Origin of the sequence: Pseudomonas mandelii (assembly GCF_024138395.1) — a bacterium.
Classification (GTDB): Bacteria; Pseudomonadota; Gammaproteobacteria; order Pseudomonadales; family Pseudomonadaceae; genus Aquipseudomonas; species Aquipseudomonas mandelii_E.
This window is the reverse complement of the sequence record NZ_JAMYDU010000001.1, coordinates 67,856-84,817: the sequence shown is the minus strand read 5'-3', so window position 1 is coordinate 84,817 and position 16,962 is coordinate 67,856. Positions and strand designations below refer to the sequence as shown.

Annotated in this window: 10 protein-coding genes and 2 pseudogenes; 2 read left to right on the top strand and 10 right to left on the bottom strand. The window is 58.4% G+C overall.

Going from position 1 to position 16,962, the window contains the following annotated elements:
- Positions 1–29: 29 nt before the first annotated feature.
- From NHU87_RS00265 to NHU87_RS00235, 7 genes and pseudogenes are all read right to left on the bottom strand, one after another.
- Positions 30–446, bottom strand: coding sequence for a hypothetical protein (locus tag NHU87_RS00265; RefSeq protein WP_253544740.1), 417 nt, complete (start codon positions 444–446; stop codon positions 30–32).
- A pseudogene (locus tag NHU87_RS00260) lies at positions 421–5,242 on the bottom strand (RHS repeat-associated core domain-containing protein). Before NHU87_RS00260 ends, NHU87_RS00265 begins: the two are co-directional and overlap by 26 nt.
- Positions 5,243–5,550: 308 nt before the next feature.
- Positions 5,551–5,991 (bottom strand): carboxymuconolactone decarboxylase family protein, encoded by a 441-nt coding sequence (locus NHU87_RS00255; RefSeq protein WP_253544739.1) that lies wholly within the window; start codon positions 5,989–5,991, stop codon positions 5,551–5,553.
- Between the two features lie 246 nt (positions 5,992–6,237).
- Entirely contained in the window at positions 6,238–7,683 is a 1,446-nt protein-coding gene (locus NHU87_RS00250; RefSeq protein ID WP_253544738.1) for a mechanosensitive ion channel family protein, read from the bottom strand.
- Positions 7,684–7,865: 182 nt separating this feature from the next.
- Positions 7,866–8,492 (bottom strand): isochorismate family cysteine hydrolase YcaC, encoded by a 627-nt coding sequence (ycaC, locus tag NHU87_RS00245; RefSeq protein ID WP_052963111.1) that lies wholly within the window; start codon positions 8,490–8,492, stop codon positions 7,866–7,868.
- Positions 8,493–8,548: 56 nt separating this feature from the next.
- Positions 8,549–9,232 (bottom strand): isochorismatase family protein, encoded by a 684-nt coding sequence (locus tag NHU87_RS00240; RefSeq protein ID WP_253544737.1) that lies wholly within the window; start codon positions 9,230–9,232, stop codon positions 8,549–8,551.
- A 93-nt stretch (positions 9,233–9,325) separates the two neighbouring features.
- Positions 9,326–10,192, bottom strand: a complete 867-nt coding sequence (locus NHU87_RS00235) for a pirin family protein (RefSeq protein ID WP_253544736.1) — start codon at positions 10,190–10,192, stop codon at positions 9,326–9,328.
- Positions 10,193–10,298: 106 nt separating this feature from the next.
- Here NHU87_RS00235 and NHU87_RS00230 point away from each other — a divergent pair.
- A pseudogene (locus NHU87_RS00230) lies at positions 10,299–11,206 on the top strand (LysR substrate-binding domain-containing protein).
- Positions 11,207–11,460: 254 nt separating this feature from the next.
- On the top strand, positions 11,461–12,264 hold the full coding sequence (gene dkgB, locus NHU87_RS00225) for a 2,5-didehydrogluconate reductase DkgB (protein WP_253544735.1): 804 nt from the start codon (positions 11,461–11,463) through the stop codon (positions 12,262–12,264).
- 3 nt (positions 12,265–12,267) lie between these two features.
- On the opposite strand, the gene NHU87_RS00220 is transcribed toward dkgB, so the two are convergent.
- The 3 genes from NHU87_RS00220 to NHU87_RS00210 form a co-directional block, all read right to left on the bottom strand.
- Positions 12,268–15,486 (bottom strand): transporter substrate-binding domain-containing protein, encoded by a 3,219-nt coding sequence (locus NHU87_RS00220; protein WP_253544734.1) that lies wholly within the window; start codon positions 15,484–15,486, stop codon positions 12,268–12,270.
- A gap of 12 nt (positions 15,487–15,498) precedes the next feature.
- Positions 15,499–16,119, bottom strand: a complete 621-nt coding sequence (locus NHU87_RS00215) for a response regulator transcription factor (RefSeq protein ID WP_253544733.1) — start codon at positions 16,117–16,119, stop codon at positions 15,499–15,501.
- Between the two features lie 154 nt (positions 16,120–16,273).
- Entirely contained in the window at positions 16,274–16,645 is a 372-nt protein-coding gene (locus NHU87_RS00210) for a response regulator (RefSeq protein WP_253544732.1), read from the bottom strand.
- Positions 16,646–16,962: the final 317 nt, after the last annotated feature.

Sequence of the window (16,962 nt, the reverse complement as noted above, 5' to 3'; positions counted from 1 at the left end):
AAATCCGTCAGACACGAAATTAACGGACTTCACCATGTGGACTGATCTTCAAGGCTGGCCTTATGAAGATCGTCTTTCCACTCTCCGCTCGCCAATCTATATATATCCTCAAAAAAACCACGAGGGTCTTTCAGCGCATACCATTCAGTTCGCGGCCAACTTGAGTCATACACATCGTCTATATTGAACAAAACTTGAAAGTCATAGTTGCGATCTTTTAGCTTTTCGGCCAAAAACTCAAACAACACAAACTTATGCCGATAAGACAAGCATCCAAGTTTCAAACTGTACCTAATGATCAGAACATCTCTATCAACCTGATTATCAGGATCAAAGGCTACGAGTTCTTCCCCACGAGTCTCCTCACGATCATAGACATTAAACACCCCAATAAACCACATCAGGTTCGGTTCAAAATCCTCATTCATAAAGGGATCTTTCAACATCACTTTCTCTCCGAGGGAAAACCTGTATACGCCAAGCTACCTTATCCTGATCGAACTTAACCTCAAACCAATTTAAATCATCATTCAGCGTGGGATTTTGTTTGTCTTTTTTGTTCGGTCGATAACCGCGACCCGCACCAGGCAACTCCATCCTTACAACTGGGTCATTATTGTGATCCCAACCTGTATATGGGTCCAGCCCGAGCCTTTCCCTCGTCATAGCTTTGTTCAACGCATTAAAATGAACTCTCCAGTTTGCGAACTGGGAGCTTAAATTTCCTCTTGGTGGTACTGGAACTCTTCCCGTTTCAGGGTGTGCTCCATTTATAGCCCTCTGCTTTAGTGCAGCATCAGGTATTTCTGAACTGTGCTTTTTAACAGTGTGCATGTCGTATTTATCCTCCATCGCCATGACCCGACCCTTGGCATTCGCCTCAGCCAACTCATCAATCCTCGCCCGCCGCTGCTCAGCCGTCATTTTCGGCAGCTGCGGCTCACCCTCATCAACCTTAGCGCCAGTCGTATCATCCGACGCCGCACACCCAGGCTTATTCGGCGGTGGACAATTTCCGCTCAACCCCAACGGATCAACCCATCCCGTCGGATTCGGCGTGTACTGATACTGATTCAGCCCGCCGGCCAACTTGATCGGATCAGGCGTCAGGTACCGTCCAATCTCCGGATCATAGTACCGATGCCGGTTGTAATGCAGGCCACTCTCGGCATCGAAGTACTGCCCTTGAAAACGTAGCGGTTGCTCAAGCTGCTCGCCCCCGCCGAACGCCAAATGCGTGACCTTGCCGTAGGCGTTGTACTTCGCTGACCACACGATCTCGCCACCAAAATCGGTCAGTTCCTGCGGCGTGCCGAGGTGGTCGAGTTGGTAGTAAAACGGGCAGGCTTTGCGCGGGCCTTTGCCGTCGAGCATGGCCAGCGGGCGGAAGCTGCCGGGCTCATAGACGTAGCTGCGGTAATGCTCCTTGCTGCTTTCAGCGACGAGGTTGTCGCCCTGCCAGAAGAACTCGGTGGTTTTACCGTCAACGATTTTGGCAATGCGGCGGCCGAAGGCGTCGTAGCGGTAACTGGAACAACGACCGTCCGGGGTGGTGACGCCGATCAGTCGGTGCTGGCAGTCGTAGCGGTATTCGGTGACCAGTTTCTGTGCGGTGCCGCGGCGTTCGCGGATCAGGTTGCCGAAGGCATCGTAGTCGTAGTGACGGTCGCCCTGCATCAATAGGCGATTGCCTTTGACGGTCGCAACGCCGGGGCGGTCCTGCATCAGCAGGTTGCCGGCTGGGTCGTGGGCGAAGCTTTCCGCTGGGTCGTCGCGGGTGTACCGGACGCGGGTCAGGCGGTCGAGCAAGTCATACTGGTAGCTGCGCTGGCCGTGGCGGGTGTCGGCGATCTGGTCGAGATTGCCGTTGAGGCTGTAGGCGTAGTCGCGGCGGTACAGGCTTTTTTGCTGTTGGCTGACGGCGTGGGCCTTCAAACGGCCCTGATCGTCGTAGGCGTATTCGCTGAGCAGCAGACCCTGTTGGCGGTTTTGTTCGCGACCGAAGGCAAACTGGTGAGTGGTGAGGCGTGTGCCGTTGAGGTCAATGGCCGTCAGCGTGCCGCCCTTGGCGTGGTGGTAATCGAGTTTGCTGTTGTCCGGCAGGCGCAGGTGGTTGAGTCGACCACATGCGTCGTAGCGATAACGCAATGTGCCCCAGCCTTGGTGTTCGGTGATCAGCCTGTCCTGGGCGTCGTATTCGAATTCCAGCGGATGGTCGTGGCCGTCGTCGACACTGATTAGTCGACCGAGGTGGTCGTAGCAGTACTTGACCTCGACGCCATCGGACAGGGTCTTGACCAACAGACGTCCGGCCGAGTCCCGCTGATAGCCGGTGATCAACTGCGAGCCGTCATCACCAAACTCGGTTTTCTCCAGCAGGTGCCCATTGAGGTCATAGGCGTAGGCGGTGCGGCGGCCGTCGAAGCCGGTTTCCTGTCGGATCAGGCCGTTGGGCGTGTAGTCCAGCCGATAGTGTTCGCCGGATTCGTTTTCGATTTCCGTCAGCAATAGCTGCGCGTTGTCGTAGAGATAACGCAGTTGCGTGCCATCAGGATTGATCCGGCGGCTGACCAGGTGCAGATCGTCGGAATATTCGTAGCGGGTGATGCGGCCGAATTCATCTCGTTCGGCGGTGATCTGGCCGTAGGCGTTGTAGCTGAAGGCGCGGCTGGCGCCGGTAGGCAACGTCGTCTGGAGCAGTCGGCCGATGGCATCCCATTGGTACCGGGTGACCGCACCGTGTTCGTCCTGACGGGTGATCTGCCGACCCAGCGCGTCGTAGGAAAACTTTCGCTGCCCACCATCCGGCAGCGTTTCCTCAAGCAACTGCCCCAAGGCATTCCAGACGAACACATGGCGGCTGGTGTCCGGGTAGCGGATCGACAGCAAACGCCCCTGAGCGTCGTAGTGGTAATGGGTGATTTGGCCGTCGGGATCGGTGGCTTCGGTGACATCCCCCTGCGCATTGCGCCGATAGGTCCACACCGCTTTGCCGCGATAGCGTGCATGCAGGAAACCGTTACGGTACTCGTAGGCCGTCGGCTCGTCTTCTGGCGGAATCAGCGCCACCAACCGCCCGACTTCGTCGTAACGGTATTCGGTGATGGCGCCGAGCGGATCCTGCTCGGCCACCAAGCGGCCGTTGGCGTCGTAAGCCTTGAGCTGTTCACCACCGTTCAGCTCGACCTTGCGTACCAGCCGGGCGCGGTCGTCATGCAGGTAAACCTCTTGGCTGCCATCGACGTTATGAACCGTGACGCTGCCCTGGTCGTCCCAGACATAGCACGCATCCATCTGCGCAAACGACGCCCAGTGCCGCACGCATCGTGCCCCCTTGCCAGACCGTTCCCACTCCCAGAAGAAACTCGCGCCACCGGCCAGTTGCCGCTGCAGGATCACGTGCCGGTCGTCGTAGTCGTAACGCTCGCTTTCGCCGGCGGCGTTGCTCGCTTCGATCAGCTGATCGCGTTCGTCGTAGAGATAACTGACCAGCGTCTGCTCGGTGCGCCAGGCCTCGGCGAGGGTCTGCACCGGGACAAACACCTGGTAGTCGACGGCGATCAGATGCGCGCGGTCGTAGCGCAACAACAAGGCGCGGCCAGCACCGTTGTCGAGGCGCTGGATGCGATCCTGTCGGTCGCGGGTGATGCGCAGGCGGTTGTCGTAGGCGTCGCTGATCGCCGTCAGCCGACCGTGATGAAAGTGGTAAAAACGCGTATCGTCGCCGGTCTGGGCGAGGATCAGTTCCTCGGGCTCATTGCCGAAATAAATCGCGGCGCGAGAGAGGCTGTTGTGGATCGCCGCGTTCGCGGTTCGGTAATGGAAACGGGGTGCGACGGTTTTCGTGGTCGATCCAGATGACGGTGTCGCCATCGATTTCCAGTCGATGGGCGAGTGAGTGACTCCAGCCGAAGCCCAGCCCGCAGTCGATCTCGACGGCGCTGGTGCGATAGAGCCGGGTGAAGTCGAACGGTAGAATGCCGTCCAGCGCACCGTCGGTGAGTGTCAGCAGTTCTTCGCCGGTGACCATCGACACCGGGCATTTGTTGGTGGCGGTTTTATCGGCGGAGTCGGCGCTGTCGCCGTTGGGGTTGGTGGCCTGTTTCGACGCGTCGTCGTGGTGTTCGTTTGGCTTGAGCGTGGTGTTGCGTTGGGCATCCCAGCGCAGTTGCATCCGACCTTTTTTCAGGCCCGCTGCCACACCGCGTGCAGCGACTTTCTTGTAGTGGTCGACGTATTCCATGAAGCTGTCGATGATCGTGAAAATCGCTTTGATAAAGCGCACCACGGCATTAATGATTCGAGCGCCGTAGTTGACCAGGCGCATGCTCAGATAGGCGATCCCGGCACCCGCCCCGGCAAACGTCAGGACAATCCCGATCAGAATGTCGATCAGCAATTGCACCACGCCCGCCGAGACTGCTTCAGCGGTTTTACCGGCGATCTCGCTGGGCGGCAGCATTTCCAGCCACAGACTGGCCGTGCGCAGCAGCAAACACAGGGCCGCTTCGTCACTGGCCAACAGCTGGATTTTTTGCATCACCTGCGGTGATTTTTCCGCCAGCTCGCGCAACTGATCGGCACCGCTGCCCAACCGCTTAGCGAACCGGCCGGGATCCTTGAGGATGTCCGACAGCAGGCTGATGCCGTCCCATACACCTTCAACTGCCGCCCAACCTCCCGCGAGCATTCCATTGCCTACAGCAACCGAAGACGATTGCGACCACTTCGGCTTGAATGTCTGCCATTCATCACGCAGCCAGCTTTCGAGCTCCTTCGTCAGGCCATCGTAGGAAGAGAAAAGATCTTCAACTTGCTCCGGCTTCACTTCGTTATGAACGTGAACACGGTAGAACTTGCCCTCTTCCCCTCGGAATGCTCCCTTGCCGTTTTTATCGAGCGTGACCGGCGTCGACTTACCGCCATCCATCGCGATCACATCGACCTGAATATTCCCCACGGGAATGTCATAAACCGATTCGAACTTGCTCTCGATTTCGAGCTTTCCGCCTTTCGGGCACTGGACGACGGTGGAGATAAACTCGTCGTCACCGCTGCTGACAACGGTGTTGGAGCCTCCGAATGTGATGATCCGCTCCATGCCCATCAGCGACGGCAGATCCGCCACGTGGCTGGCCTGGTCGGCGGCTCGGTTGAGCCAGTGATTGAGCTGTTCGCGGTAGAGCGAGAGGGTGTGCGGGAAGCTGTCGAGTTCCTCCTCGATGCGGGTAACGTGCTCCATCAACGTACCGAGAAGTACGGAGTTGCTGGAGAAAAGGAGTCGAACATGAGCAATCCCTCGCGCAGAAAAATTAGGCGCGGGGACTTTGCGGGGGATCGATCAGGAAAGAAGTCGGGAAAGGTGGAAATGGCCGTAGGATGATTCGCTGATTAACAGCGACTCAATAACGCGCAATCCAGGTGGTGCGGGCTTGCTCGCGAAAGCGGTGTGTCAGGCAACATCAATGCTGACTGTTCCGCCGCTTTCGCGAGCAAGCCCGCTCCCACAGGTTGATCTGCGTCTTGACTGACTGGCATTAGAGCCAGATGTTACGCCTGAGGCATTTTGCGGAAACCCACGGCCAGGCGGTTCCAGCTATTGATGGTGGTAATCGCCACGGTCAGGTCGACCATTTCCTTGGGGCTGAACTCGGCGCTGAGCAGTGAGTAGTCTTCATCCGGCGCGTGGGTCTGGCTCAGTTGGGTCAAGGACTCGGTCCAGGCCAGCGCCGCGCGCTCACGATCGGTGAAAAACGGCGCCTCGCGCCAAGCCGTCACGGCGAACAGCCGACGTGGAGTTTCCCCGTCCTTGATGGCATCAGCGGTGTGCATGTCGATGCAAAACGCACAGCCATTGATCTGCGAAGCGCGCAGCTTGACCAGCTCGATCAGCGACTTTTCCAGCGGCAGCTTCGAGACGGCAGTTTCCAGGGCCATCATGGCTTTGAGGGCGTCTGGGGAAGCGGTGTAGAAATCGATACGAGGTTGCATGGTGGGGCTCCAGTCACAGGTGGGGTTGGCGCTACGTTAATGCCGACGTGGAGTTGAACAAATAGCCAATTATTGGGAAGTTGAGGATGCCAATGGATCAGAAGATTTTCAGTGACTGTACCGGCCCTTTCGCGAGCAGGCTCGCTCCCACATTTGATCTTCGCGAGACACAAAACCTGTGTTCACTGAAGATCTAATGTGGGAGCGGGCTTGCTCGCGAAGAGGCCGGTACAGGCAACCAAAAAATCAGCCGCTACGACTGCGCAACCATTGCAAAAACCCCTTCTTCTCCACCACCTTGGGTGTTTCCTGAATCAGCGTTTGAGCCGTATGCACACGGAAATCCAGCAAGGCCTTCATCGCTTCGCTGATGTCATGGCGAGCATCCAGGCACGGTTTGAGGTATTCCTTCTCGATGCGGTAGAGCGTGCAAAAGGTCTTGGCCGAAAAGTCGGCGAGCGCCGATTCATCGGACAGAATCCCGGCCTCGCCAATCACCTCACCCGGCCCCATGCGCCCGGCCTCGAACTTTTTGCCACCACGGCTCAGAGCGACTGACACCACGCCGGATTCGATGATGAACAGGTGATCGCTGACCTCCCCCGCCGGCAGGATCATTTCACCGGCGCGGAAGGTTTGCAGCTTCATGTTCTGGCTGAAGGTTTCTTTCTCTTCCTGACGCAGGGTCGAGAAGATGCTCGAGCTATCCAACAGCGCCCGCGGCCGTGACAGCGCAGCAGGCGCGTTAGGCTCGACGCTCGATAACAGGCTGACACCGGATGCCTGCAAATGCCGGAATGCCAGGTCGAACAACTGATTACGCACCATGCGCTTCTGATCCATGGAGACCACGAAACCGCTGATTTCGTACTCCACGCCAGCGCTGCCGGAGCTTTTCAACGACACACTCGGCGCCGGTTTGTTCAACAGAAAGCGGCAGCCCTGCATGGCCCGCTCCAGTGCATCGATCACCGTTTGCGGACGCGCGTGGGGGCTGACTTGCAAGCTGATCGATACCCCAAAAATGTCACTGGGTCGGCTGAAGTTGATGATCTTGGCCTTGGCCGCCAACGAGTTGGGAATCACCGCCATGCTGCCTTGCGCGGTTTGCAGGCGCGTGGCGCGCCAGTCGATGTCGGTGACCCGGCCTTCGGTGCCGTCGATGGAGATCCAGTCATCCAGTTGATAGGGTTTGGTGGTGTTCAGGACGATACCGGAGAACACGTCGCTGAGGGTACTTTGCAAGGCCAGGCCAACGATGATCGCCAACGCACCGGACGTTGCCAGCACGCCCTTGACCGGCAATTCGAGCACGTATGCCAGGGCGGCGATGACCGCGATCAGGAAAATCACCGCGCCGAGCAAGTCCTGCAGCAAACGCCCGGTATGCCCCACCCGTTGCATCATCACCGCGCCGATCAACACCGTCAGGGTGCGCGCTGCATACAGCCACCAGCTGATCTGCAAACCGGTCGCCGCCAGGTGCAACGGCACATTGTCGACCCAAGGCGCCGGCGCCATGGGGTTCAAGCCTTCATTGAACAGCAGCACGCTGAACAGCGAAAAAACCACCAGCCGCACCGCCAGCTTCCAATTGCTGCCGCTGGCGGTGATCAGGCGCCACAAAACCAGATCGATCAGGATCAGGATCAACGCGCTGAGCAACGGGTGATCGGTAATCAGTGACAGCATTAAGCGACTCCAGCAATAGTACGGATGGGCACAGTGTAGGAGGATTTGATGTGTTCAGAACAACACAAAACACTGTGGGAGCGGGCTTGCCCGCGATGGCAATTGATCAGTCAATGTGATGTTGACTGATCGATCGCTATCGCGGGCAAGCCCGCTCCCACAGGGTTGTGTGTTGTCAGGGATTACTTGGCGTTAGTCAGTGTGTTGTAGCTAGTCATCAGGTTGCGGTAGTCCGGGATATGGTTAGAGAACAAGGTCGCCAGACCTTCCACGTCGTTGCGCCAGTCGCGATGCAGTTCACAGGCCAGGCCGAACCAGGTCATCAGTTGGGCGCCAGAGGACGACATGCGATCCCACGCCGATTGACGGGTCAGTTCGTTGAACGTGCCGGAAGCATCGGTCACCACGAACACCTCAAAACCTTCGGCCAGGGCCGACAGCGCCGGGAATGCCACGCAGACTTCGGTTACCACACCCGCAATGATCAGTTGTTTCTTGCCGGTGGCCTTGATCGCCTTGACGAAGTCTTCGTTGTCCCAGGCATTGATCTGGCCAGGGCGAGCAATGTACGGCGCGTCCGGGAACAGTGCCTTGAGTTCCGGCACCAGCGGGCCATTGGGGCCGGTTTCGAAACTGGTGGTCAGAATCGTTGGCAGCTTGAAGTACTTGGCCAGGTCGGCCAGGGCCAGCACGTTATTCTTGAAACGGTCCGGATCGATGTCGCGCACCAGAGAAAGCAAACCCGCCTGATGATCCACCAGCAGAACGGCGGCGTTATCCTTGTCGAGACGTTTGTAGGAAGTAGTCATTGCAGTAGTCCTCGCGTGTTATCGATGCCGAGTGGAGGTCGGCGTGGGGTACCCGGTTAGCGCTGGGAATCCAGCTCTTCGTGTTCGTTCGCCACTTGCTGAGCCTTGAGGTAACTCTCGATCAGCAATTGATAATGCGGCATGGCCTGGGCGTAGACAGCGGCCCACTGTTCGGCATCCGGACGGTTCCACGAGCCTTGCAGCTCAGAGAGCGTAGCCATGATGTCGATCGGCACCACCCCGGCTTGTGCCAAACGGGCAACTGTCAGATCAGTGGCCAGTTTCGAGTGGTTGCCGGAGGCGTCGACCACCGCAAACACTTTGTAGCCTTCATGCACCGCCGCGATGGACGGGAAAGCCAGGCAAACGCTGGTCAGGGTGCCGGCGATCACCAGGGTTTTCTTGCCGGTGGCTTTCACTGCCGCGTGAAACTCTGGATTGTCCCAAGCGTTGATTTCACCTTTGCGTGCCACGTATTGGGCGTGCGGTGCTTCCTGGTGTATCTCCGGAATCAACGGCCCGTTCGGTCCTTGCGGTACGGAGGCGGTGGTGATCACCGGCATCTTCAGCAGGGTCGCGGCTTTGGCCAGGGCAATGGCGTTGGCGCGCAGTTGTGGCACGTCCATATCTTTGACGATCTGGAACAGTCCGCTCTGGTGGTCGATCAACAGCATCGCAGTGTCATTGGGGTCGATGATCGGTTTCAGGCCATTGAAGTTGGCCGCGTTGATGGTAGTCATGTGCGTTTCCTCTTTCTTTCAGGCAGCAGCCATCCCTGGCCCGGGAACCGGCCTACGCATCCTGTGTAGAGCGGGTTGTTGAATCTGTACGGGTTAACCGGGCATCCGGCCGAACTGGCCCGACTGGAAGTCGGCAAAGGCCTGGTGAATCTCCTGCTCGCTGTTCATCACGAACGGGCCATGGCCGACGATGGGCTCGTCGATCGGCTCGCCACTGAGCAGCAGCACCACGGCGTCGTTATTGGTTTCCAGACTGAGCTGATCACCGTCGCGCTCGAACAGCGCCAACTGCCCTTCTCGAACCCATTCCAGACCGTTGACCTGAACCGTGCCGCGCAGCACCACCAGTGCCGTGTTGCGACCTTCGTGCAGATCCAGGGTCAGCAATTTGCCGGCGCTCAAACGAACGTCCCATACGTCGATCGGCGTGAAAGTCCGCGCCGGGCCTTTGTGGCCGTCGAACTCACCGGCGATCAAGCGCAGGCTGCCAGTGTTGTTCTTGAGCGGGATGTTCGGGATGTCACCGTCGAGAATCGTCTGGTAACCGGGCTCGGCCATCTTGTCCCTGGCCGGCAGATTGACCCACAGCTGCACCATTTCCAGGGTGCCGCCGCTCTTGGCGAAACTTTCGGAGTGGAACTCTTCATGAAGAATCCCCGAGGCCGCGGTCATCCATTGCACGTCGCCGGGGCCGATCTTGCCGCCGCTGCCGGTGGAGTCGCGGTGTTCCACTTCGCCCTTGTAAACGATAGTCACGGTTTCGAAACCGCGGTGCGGATGCTGACCAACGCCACGACGCTCGGTGGTCGGGGTGAATTCGGCGGGACCGGCGTGATCCAGTAGCAGAAACGGGCTGATGTGTTTGCCCAGGTTGTCGTAGGAAAACAGCGTGCGAACCGGAAAACCGTCGCCGACCCAGTGAGATCGTGGGCTGGTGTAGATACCGATGATGTTTTTCATCTTGTCCCTCCAAATCTGTTGTGTGACGCGATGGACAAAGCTTAAAACCGACGCCTTTGCTGCGCTAGACTGCAAAAATCAGCCTTAGCGTTCTATTTGGAGAACGATGGTGGAAGACCTCAACACCCTGTACTACTTCACCCAAGTGGTGGAGCACCACGGTTTCGCCCCGGCCGGGCGCGCGCTGGACATGCCCAAGTCCAAGCTCAGCCGACGCATCGCCGAACTCGAAGAGCGCCTCGGCGTGCGCCTGCTGCACCGCACCAGTCGGCATTGCTCGCTGACCGAAATCGGCCAGGCGTATTACCAGCGTTGCCTGGCCATGCGGGTGGAAGCCGAAAGCGCCGCCGAGCTAATCGAACGCAATCGCTCCGAACCCCAAGGTCTGGTGCGCATCAGTTGCCCGACAGCGCTGCTGAATTCCTGGGTGGGCCGATGCTGACCCGCTACATGCTCAAATACCCGTTGGTGGAGTTGTTTATCGAAAGCACCAACCGCCGGGTCGATCTGATCCACGAAGGGTTCGATATCGCTCTGCGCGTGCGCTTTCCGCCGCTGGAAAACACTGACATGGTGATGAAAGTGCTGGGCAACAGCACCCAGTGTCTGGTGGGGAGTCCGGCGTTTGCGCAGCGCTTGTCGTCACCGGCCACGCCGGCTGACCTCAGTGGCCTGCCGAGCGTGCATTGGGGTGGCGCGCAGCGGGAATATCAGTGGGAATTGTTCGGTGCCGACGGTGCCAGCGCGCTGATTCGTCATACCCCGCGGATGGTCACCGACGACTTGCTGGCCTTGCGTCACGCGGTGCTCGCCGGGATTGGCATTGCCCACCTGCCGAGTGTGGTGGTACGTGATGAGATTTCCGCCGGCCGACTGGTAGAACTGGTGCCGGGCTGGACGCCCAAGTGTGGGATCGTGCATGCGATCTTCCCGTCACGACGCGGATTGTTGCCGTCGGTGCGGACCTTGATCGACTTTCTGGGTGAGGAATTCAGTCATAGCGATATTGCTTAGGCGGGGTTAGATTCCGACACCGCGTCGCGCCCTTCGCGAGCAAGCCCGCTCCCACATTGGAGAGCTGCGTACACCATCGATTCAATGCGGGAGCGGGCTTGCTCGCGAAGGCGTCAGACCAAACACCATCAATGCCACTGAAACTTCCCATTCATGACTTACGGTAAACAGTGCTTTGCCGATCCAGCGGTTTTTCTCAAGGGTAGAGCCGGGGATACTCCCGCTCATTCCTACTGCAACCCCTGGAGTCATTGATGTCTATCCCCGCATTCGGTCTTGGTACGTTTCGCCTGCAAGGCCAGGTGGTCATCGATTCGGTGAGCACCGGTCTTGAGCTGGGCTACCGGGTCATCGATACCGCGCAAATCTACGAAAACGAAGCCGAGGTCGGCCAGGCCATCGCTGCCAGCGGCATTGCTCGTGAAGAACTGTTCATCACCAGCAAAATCTGGGTCGCCAACTTTGCCAAAGACCGCTTGATCGACAGCCTCAAAGAGAGCCTGAACAAACTGCAAACCAATTACCTGGACCTGACGCTGATCCACTGGCCATCGCCGGAAGATCAGGTGCCGGTCGAAGAATTCATGGGTGCATTGCTCGAAGCCAAACAACTGGGCCTGACCCGCCAGATCGGCGTATCCAACTTCACGGTCGACCTGATGCAACAGGCCATTGCCGCCATCGGTGCCGAGAACATCGCCACCCACCAGATCGAGCTGCACCCGTACCTGCAAAACCGCAAGGTTGTCGAATTCGCCCAAAGCCAAGGCATCCAGATCACCTCTTACATGACTCTGGCCTACGGCGAAGTGCTGAAGGATCCGCTCATCCAGCAGATCGCCGATCGCCTTCAGGCGACACCGGCCCAGGTCACGCTGGCGTGGGCCATGCAGCTGGGGTACGCGGTGATTCCTTCCTCCACCAAACGCGTCAACCTGCAAAGCAATCTGCTGGCCTGCACCCTGACCTTGAGCGACGCCGACATGGCGCTGATCGCAGGCCTGGATCGCGGTCAGCGGCTGACCAGCCCCAAAGGCATTGCGCCGCAGTGGGATTGAACTTCAGCCTTGGTTCAAGTGTTTGTCCAGCGATGACATGGCTTGCTGCAACCGCTCGACGGCTTCGTCGAGCAGCGCCGTGTTCCCCTCATCGATGACACGCTCCAGTTGTTCGCATCGCTCGATCAAGCGCACCGCCCGGACCATGCGCGCACTGCCCTTGATGCGGTGCGCCAGGTCTTGCAGACCTGGGCGATTTCCACTGGCGTGCGCCTGGAGCAGATGGGTCCGATCACTGCGATTAGTCACCGCCAGTTCGCGCACCAGGTGATCAAGCAGTGTGCGGTCCGCACCGACGTATTGCTCCAGACCACTCAAGTCCATTTCGGGCGAGGATTGTTCTTCAATAGTCGCTGGCGCTTCGCTTGCAAACCTTGCGGCCAGCCATGCACTCAAATCCGCCAGCAAGATGGGTTTGAACAGACAGTCGTCCATACCTGCCTCCAGGCAGCGGACTTTTTCCTCGGGCTGTGCATTGGCGGTAAAGCCCAGAATCAGCGTCGACGGTAATCCCTGGGCGCGCTCTTCATCGCGGATTGCACCCGCCAGTTCATAACCACTGAGCTTGGGCATATTGCAGTCGGTAACCACCAGATCGAACTCATGTTCGCGCCACAACTCAAGCCCCTGCTCGCCTTCTTCGGCCTCCTGGACACGATGACCCAAGTGGCTCAGTTGCCGTGAAAGCAACAGTCGATTAGCCGGGTGATCGTCGACCACCAGAATCGTCAGTGGCCGCGTCGGCACCTGGAACCCGCTATCCACTGCCTCAATGGAAGGCAATGGTTGCAGTGCAATCAGTTCAAGGTTGATATCAATCTTTGTGCCTTGTCCAGGGACGCTGTTGAGTTGCAACCGGCCGCCCATCATTTCGCACAGGGTGCGACTGATCACCAGGCCCAACCCGGAACCGCCGCGAGCTGACTGCGGGTTATTGCTGGCCTGGGCGAACGGGCTGAACAACCGTTGCTGGTCGACATCGCTGATGCCAATGCCGGTGTCTTCAATGCGCACACTGACCGCCAGATGCTCCAGCGTCACGGGCGTCACCCGTAGCGTCAGGCTCACCTCGCCCTCCCGGGTAAACTTGATGGCGTTGCTCAGCAGATTGGACAGCACCTGTTTGAATCGGGTGGGATCGATCAACACGTCGCAATCGCTGTGTTCATCCAGATCGACTCGCCATGCCAGCTCTTTCTGCCGCGCAAGGCCTTCGAAAACCCGACACACCGATTCCACCAGCCGCCGAAGATTGGCGCGCTCAGGTGTCAGGGATAAATGCCCCGACTCGATACGGGCGATGTCCAGAATGTCACCGATCAGTGCCAGCAATTGTTGTGCGGCACCGGACGCCACCTCAATGGCAAAGCGATCGGTGACGCCCTCGTCGGCACGTTTGAGCGCCAACTCAAGCATGCCGATCAGGGCGTTCATCGGTGTGCGGATCTCATGGCTCATGGTTGCCAGAAAAGTGGTTTTGGCGCGGTTGGCATCCTCCGCTTCGTTCTTGGCATCCTGCAACTGCTGCAACCACTGCTGACGTTGGCGGATCTGCCGGCGCTGCCAGGCGATCCAGCCCAAGGCGAGCAACAGCAAGGCGCCAGCCACGGCAAAGGCCTGAAAAATACCCTTACGGTGACGCAGCCAATAGCTGTCATCCAACACCACATCATGACTCCAGCGCGCCACCAGATCGTCCATCTCCTGAGGCGAAATGCTCAGCAATGCCTTGTTCAAAATCGAGTGCAATTCCAGCGCGCCGCGATGCGTGGCCAAGGCAATGCGGGCAGGTTGATCACCCACGGTGCTGCTGACGCGCAGACGATCACGGTAATGCCGAGCGATCAGGTAACGGGCGACGATCAATGAACTGAGCGTCGCATCAGCCTGCCCCTTGATCACCCATTCCATGCCCTCGGCCGGGCTTTGCACCTCGACCAGGCGGACCTGCGGCGCCCGGGTCTGCATATATCCGAACAACGGATGCCCCCGATAAATCGCCAGGCGTTTACCCGTCAGATCGTCCAGCGTCCTGGGGCTGCCCGTCGTCGTTGCACTGATCAGCACAAATGGATTGCTCAGGTAGGCACGGGTAAAGAGCAATGAGTCTTCACGCTCGGTACTGGGGGTGACCACAGGCAACAGGTCGATCTCACCGCTCTGGAGTTGCTCGATTTGCCGGTCCAGGGAGCGGCCGCGTTGCACCTGAAAGGTCAAACCGCTGCGCTGGCTGATCAGCGTCAGCAACTGCGCCGTCAACCCGCTGAGCCGGCCTTGGGCATCGTAAAACGTCAGCGGGGCAAAGTTATCGATCGCGCCGACAGTGACCGTCGGATGCCGGTCCAGCCAGCGTTGTTCACTGGGACTCAGACGCACCTGTTGTTGACCTGCCGTATTGGCCCTGCCGGCACTCCAGCGCACCTCGATGACCGCGCGCTGGTCCATCGGAATCGCCGCCAGAGCCTTGTCGATGATGCCTTTGAGACGCGGATTGTCCTTCGCCAAAGCGAAGCCGAACGGATTGGCATCCAGACCGGAAGGCCCCGCCAGATGCACATTGTTGAGGTAATTATTGTTGATCAGGTAATTGGCGCTGATGAAGTCACCCAAGTACACGTCGGCCTGCTCGAATGCCACCGCCCCGAGCGCGTCGAGGGCCGAGGGGTAAAGCCGTAAACTTGCATCGGGATAAAACGCTTCAACGGTCTCTGCCGGCAAATAGTCATCGACCATGGCGATGCGTTGGCCGGCAAGGTCGACAGGGATTCGCTCGTCCAGTTGGGTGACCAGCATCGGCTGATCTTCGGCATAGGCTCGGGACCGGGTCAGCGCGGGGTCGGCCGCCTCGAAGTTGTTCGATGTTCCGAGCAGATCCAGTTCATGGCGTTTGAGGGCGTCCATGGCGGCTTCACGAGTGGTGTAGCGCAGCACGTCGATTTTGACGTTCAGCAGTTGCCCCAGCAGCCCGGCGTAATCGGCCGTGATGCCTTCCAGCACATCGCGATGCCGCGTCACTTCGAACGGCGGGTAATCCGCCCCCGTTACCCCGAGGCGCAAGGTCCGTTTATCGCTTAGCCATTGCCAGTCCTTTTCATCCAGTTTGACCTGAAAGCCCTCCACCGTGGAACGACCCAGCAGTTGCAATCGCTGCGGCTCGTCGGCCATCGCCGCAGGCAACTGCGTTAAAAGGCTCAGTGCCAAGGCCGACAGAAATAGGCGCATGATCGGGGTCATTCAGATCAAATGATTGCGCTTGGCAAAGTCGCGCAAGTGCACCGCCGCGTTCACTCCGAGTTTTTCGACCAAGCGAGTCTTGTAGGTACTGACAGTCTTGTGGCTCAAGTGCATAAGCTCGCCGATCGCCTTGTTGGTCATGCCCCGGGCCAGGTATTGCAGGATGGTCAGTTCGCGGTTGGAGAGTTTGTCGATCATCTGTTTTTCGCTGCGTTGCAGGGGGTTCTGCGAACCCGCAGGCAGCCGTGCGAAATAGGTGTAACCGGTCCTGACCGCTTGCACGGCTTTTTGCATTTGAATCAGGTCGTTGGTCTTGGCGACATACGCCATGGCCCCTGCGCGCATGCACCGATCTTGAAAAAACAGCGGATCCAGCGATGAGAACACCAGCACCTGGCACGACCAATCACTGGTTTTGATCCGTTCCAGCACATCCAGCCCATCGCCGCCAGGCATGACCAGATCCAGTATTACCAGATCAACTGCATGCTCACGAAGTATCGACAAGGCCTCGCCAACACTGGCAGCCTCATAAATCCGTTTGAAACCCTCCTTCTCCAATACGATTTTGACTGCGGCGCGTACCACCGGATGATCGTCCACAATCAGCACTGACTTCATGACAACTCCCTGTGCAAAGACCTGACGATTGCGCACAAATACACGCCGGATAACCACGAACCGGACGCAACGGCTGCGCTAAGACTTTTGCATGGAAGGCAGAAAGAATGTACCTGACAGAATTGATAGTACCGACGAACGGTAGTCCCGAAAATCAACCGGTCCGTTGCCGATATCGCTCTTGATTCAAGGAGGGTGCAGCTTCACACGCCGGCGGATCGATGAGTGTCATCAGCCGTTGAATGGACGCAAGATCAGGCGGCGCCGCAGCGTAGATCAAGGCGTGACGAACCTGGCGGTTATCGAGGAAGAACGCAGACAGGTCCAATGCCCCACCCGCCAGTGAGGCATTGATGACGACCAGATCAAAGGGCTCGCAGCCGTATTCGACCAAGGTCAGCATCTCCGCAAGGCTTTGTACCGGCGCCACCCGGTAATAACCGAGCTGGTTGAACAGCCGCTCGGTTTTCATTCGGTAGAAATGCTGTTCGTCGGCGATCAGGATACGTAAGGCTTTGTTGATCATCGCGAGCCTCCAGGTCAATCAATGACTGATGAGTGAGGCGGCAAGGCTACGCAAGACCGAGGAAGCGTTCTGTAGGACGTTTCCTAAAAATGGTGTCACTTATCCCTTCAGTACAGGGCTCTCAGGGAACGGGTCGGGATTCGCTGCGCCGTTGCAGCGCGGGATTCTTCAGGCGGGTTCAGGATTCTGGATTTGTGGTGCTTTTGAGGGCCCCATCGCGGGCAAGCCCGCTCCCACAGGGATCTTCAGTGAACACAGATTTGGTGACTGAAGATCAAACTGTGGGAGCGGGCTTGCCCGCGATAGCGGCTTGGCAG

Bases quoted from the DNA above. Each gene is read 5' to 3' on its own strand.
- NHU87_RS00265 (WP_253544740.1), bottom strand. From the start codon at position 446: ATGTTGAAAGATCCCTTTATGAATGAGGATTTTGAACCGAACCTGATG.
- NHU87_RS00255 (WP_253544739.1), bottom strand. From the start codon at position 5,991: ATGCAACCTCGTATCGATTTCTACACCGCTTCCCCAGACGCCCTCAAA.
- NHU87_RS00250 (WP_253544738.1), bottom strand. From the start codon at position 7,683: ATGCTGTCACTGATTACCGATCACCCGTTGCTCAGCGCGTTGATCCTG.
- ycaC (WP_052963111.1), bottom strand. From the start codon at position 8,492: ATGACTACTTCCTACAAACGTCTCGACAAGGATAACGCCGCCGTTCTG.
- NHU87_RS00240 (WP_253544737.1), bottom strand. From the start codon at position 9,232: ATGACTACCATCAACGCGGCCAACTTCAATGGCCTGAAACCGATCATC.
- NHU87_RS00235 (WP_253544736.1), bottom strand. From the start codon at position 10,192: ATGAAAAACATCATCGGTATCTACACCAGCCCACGATCTCACTGGGTC.
- dkgB (WP_253544735.1), top strand. From the start codon at position 11,461: ATGTCTATCCCCGCATTCGGTCTTGGTACGTTTCGCCTGCAAGGCCAG.
- NHU87_RS00220 (WP_253544734.1), bottom strand. From the start codon at position 15,486: ATGCGCCTATTTCTGTCGGCCTTGGCACTGAGCCTTTTAACGCAGTTG.
- NHU87_RS00215 (WP_253544733.1), bottom strand. From the start codon at position 16,119: ATGAAGTCAGTGCTGATTGTGGACGATCATCCGGTGGTACGCGCCGCA.
- NHU87_RS00210 (WP_253544732.1), bottom strand. From the start codon at position 16,645: ATGATCAACAAAGCCTTACGTATCCTGATCGCCGACGAACAGCATTTC.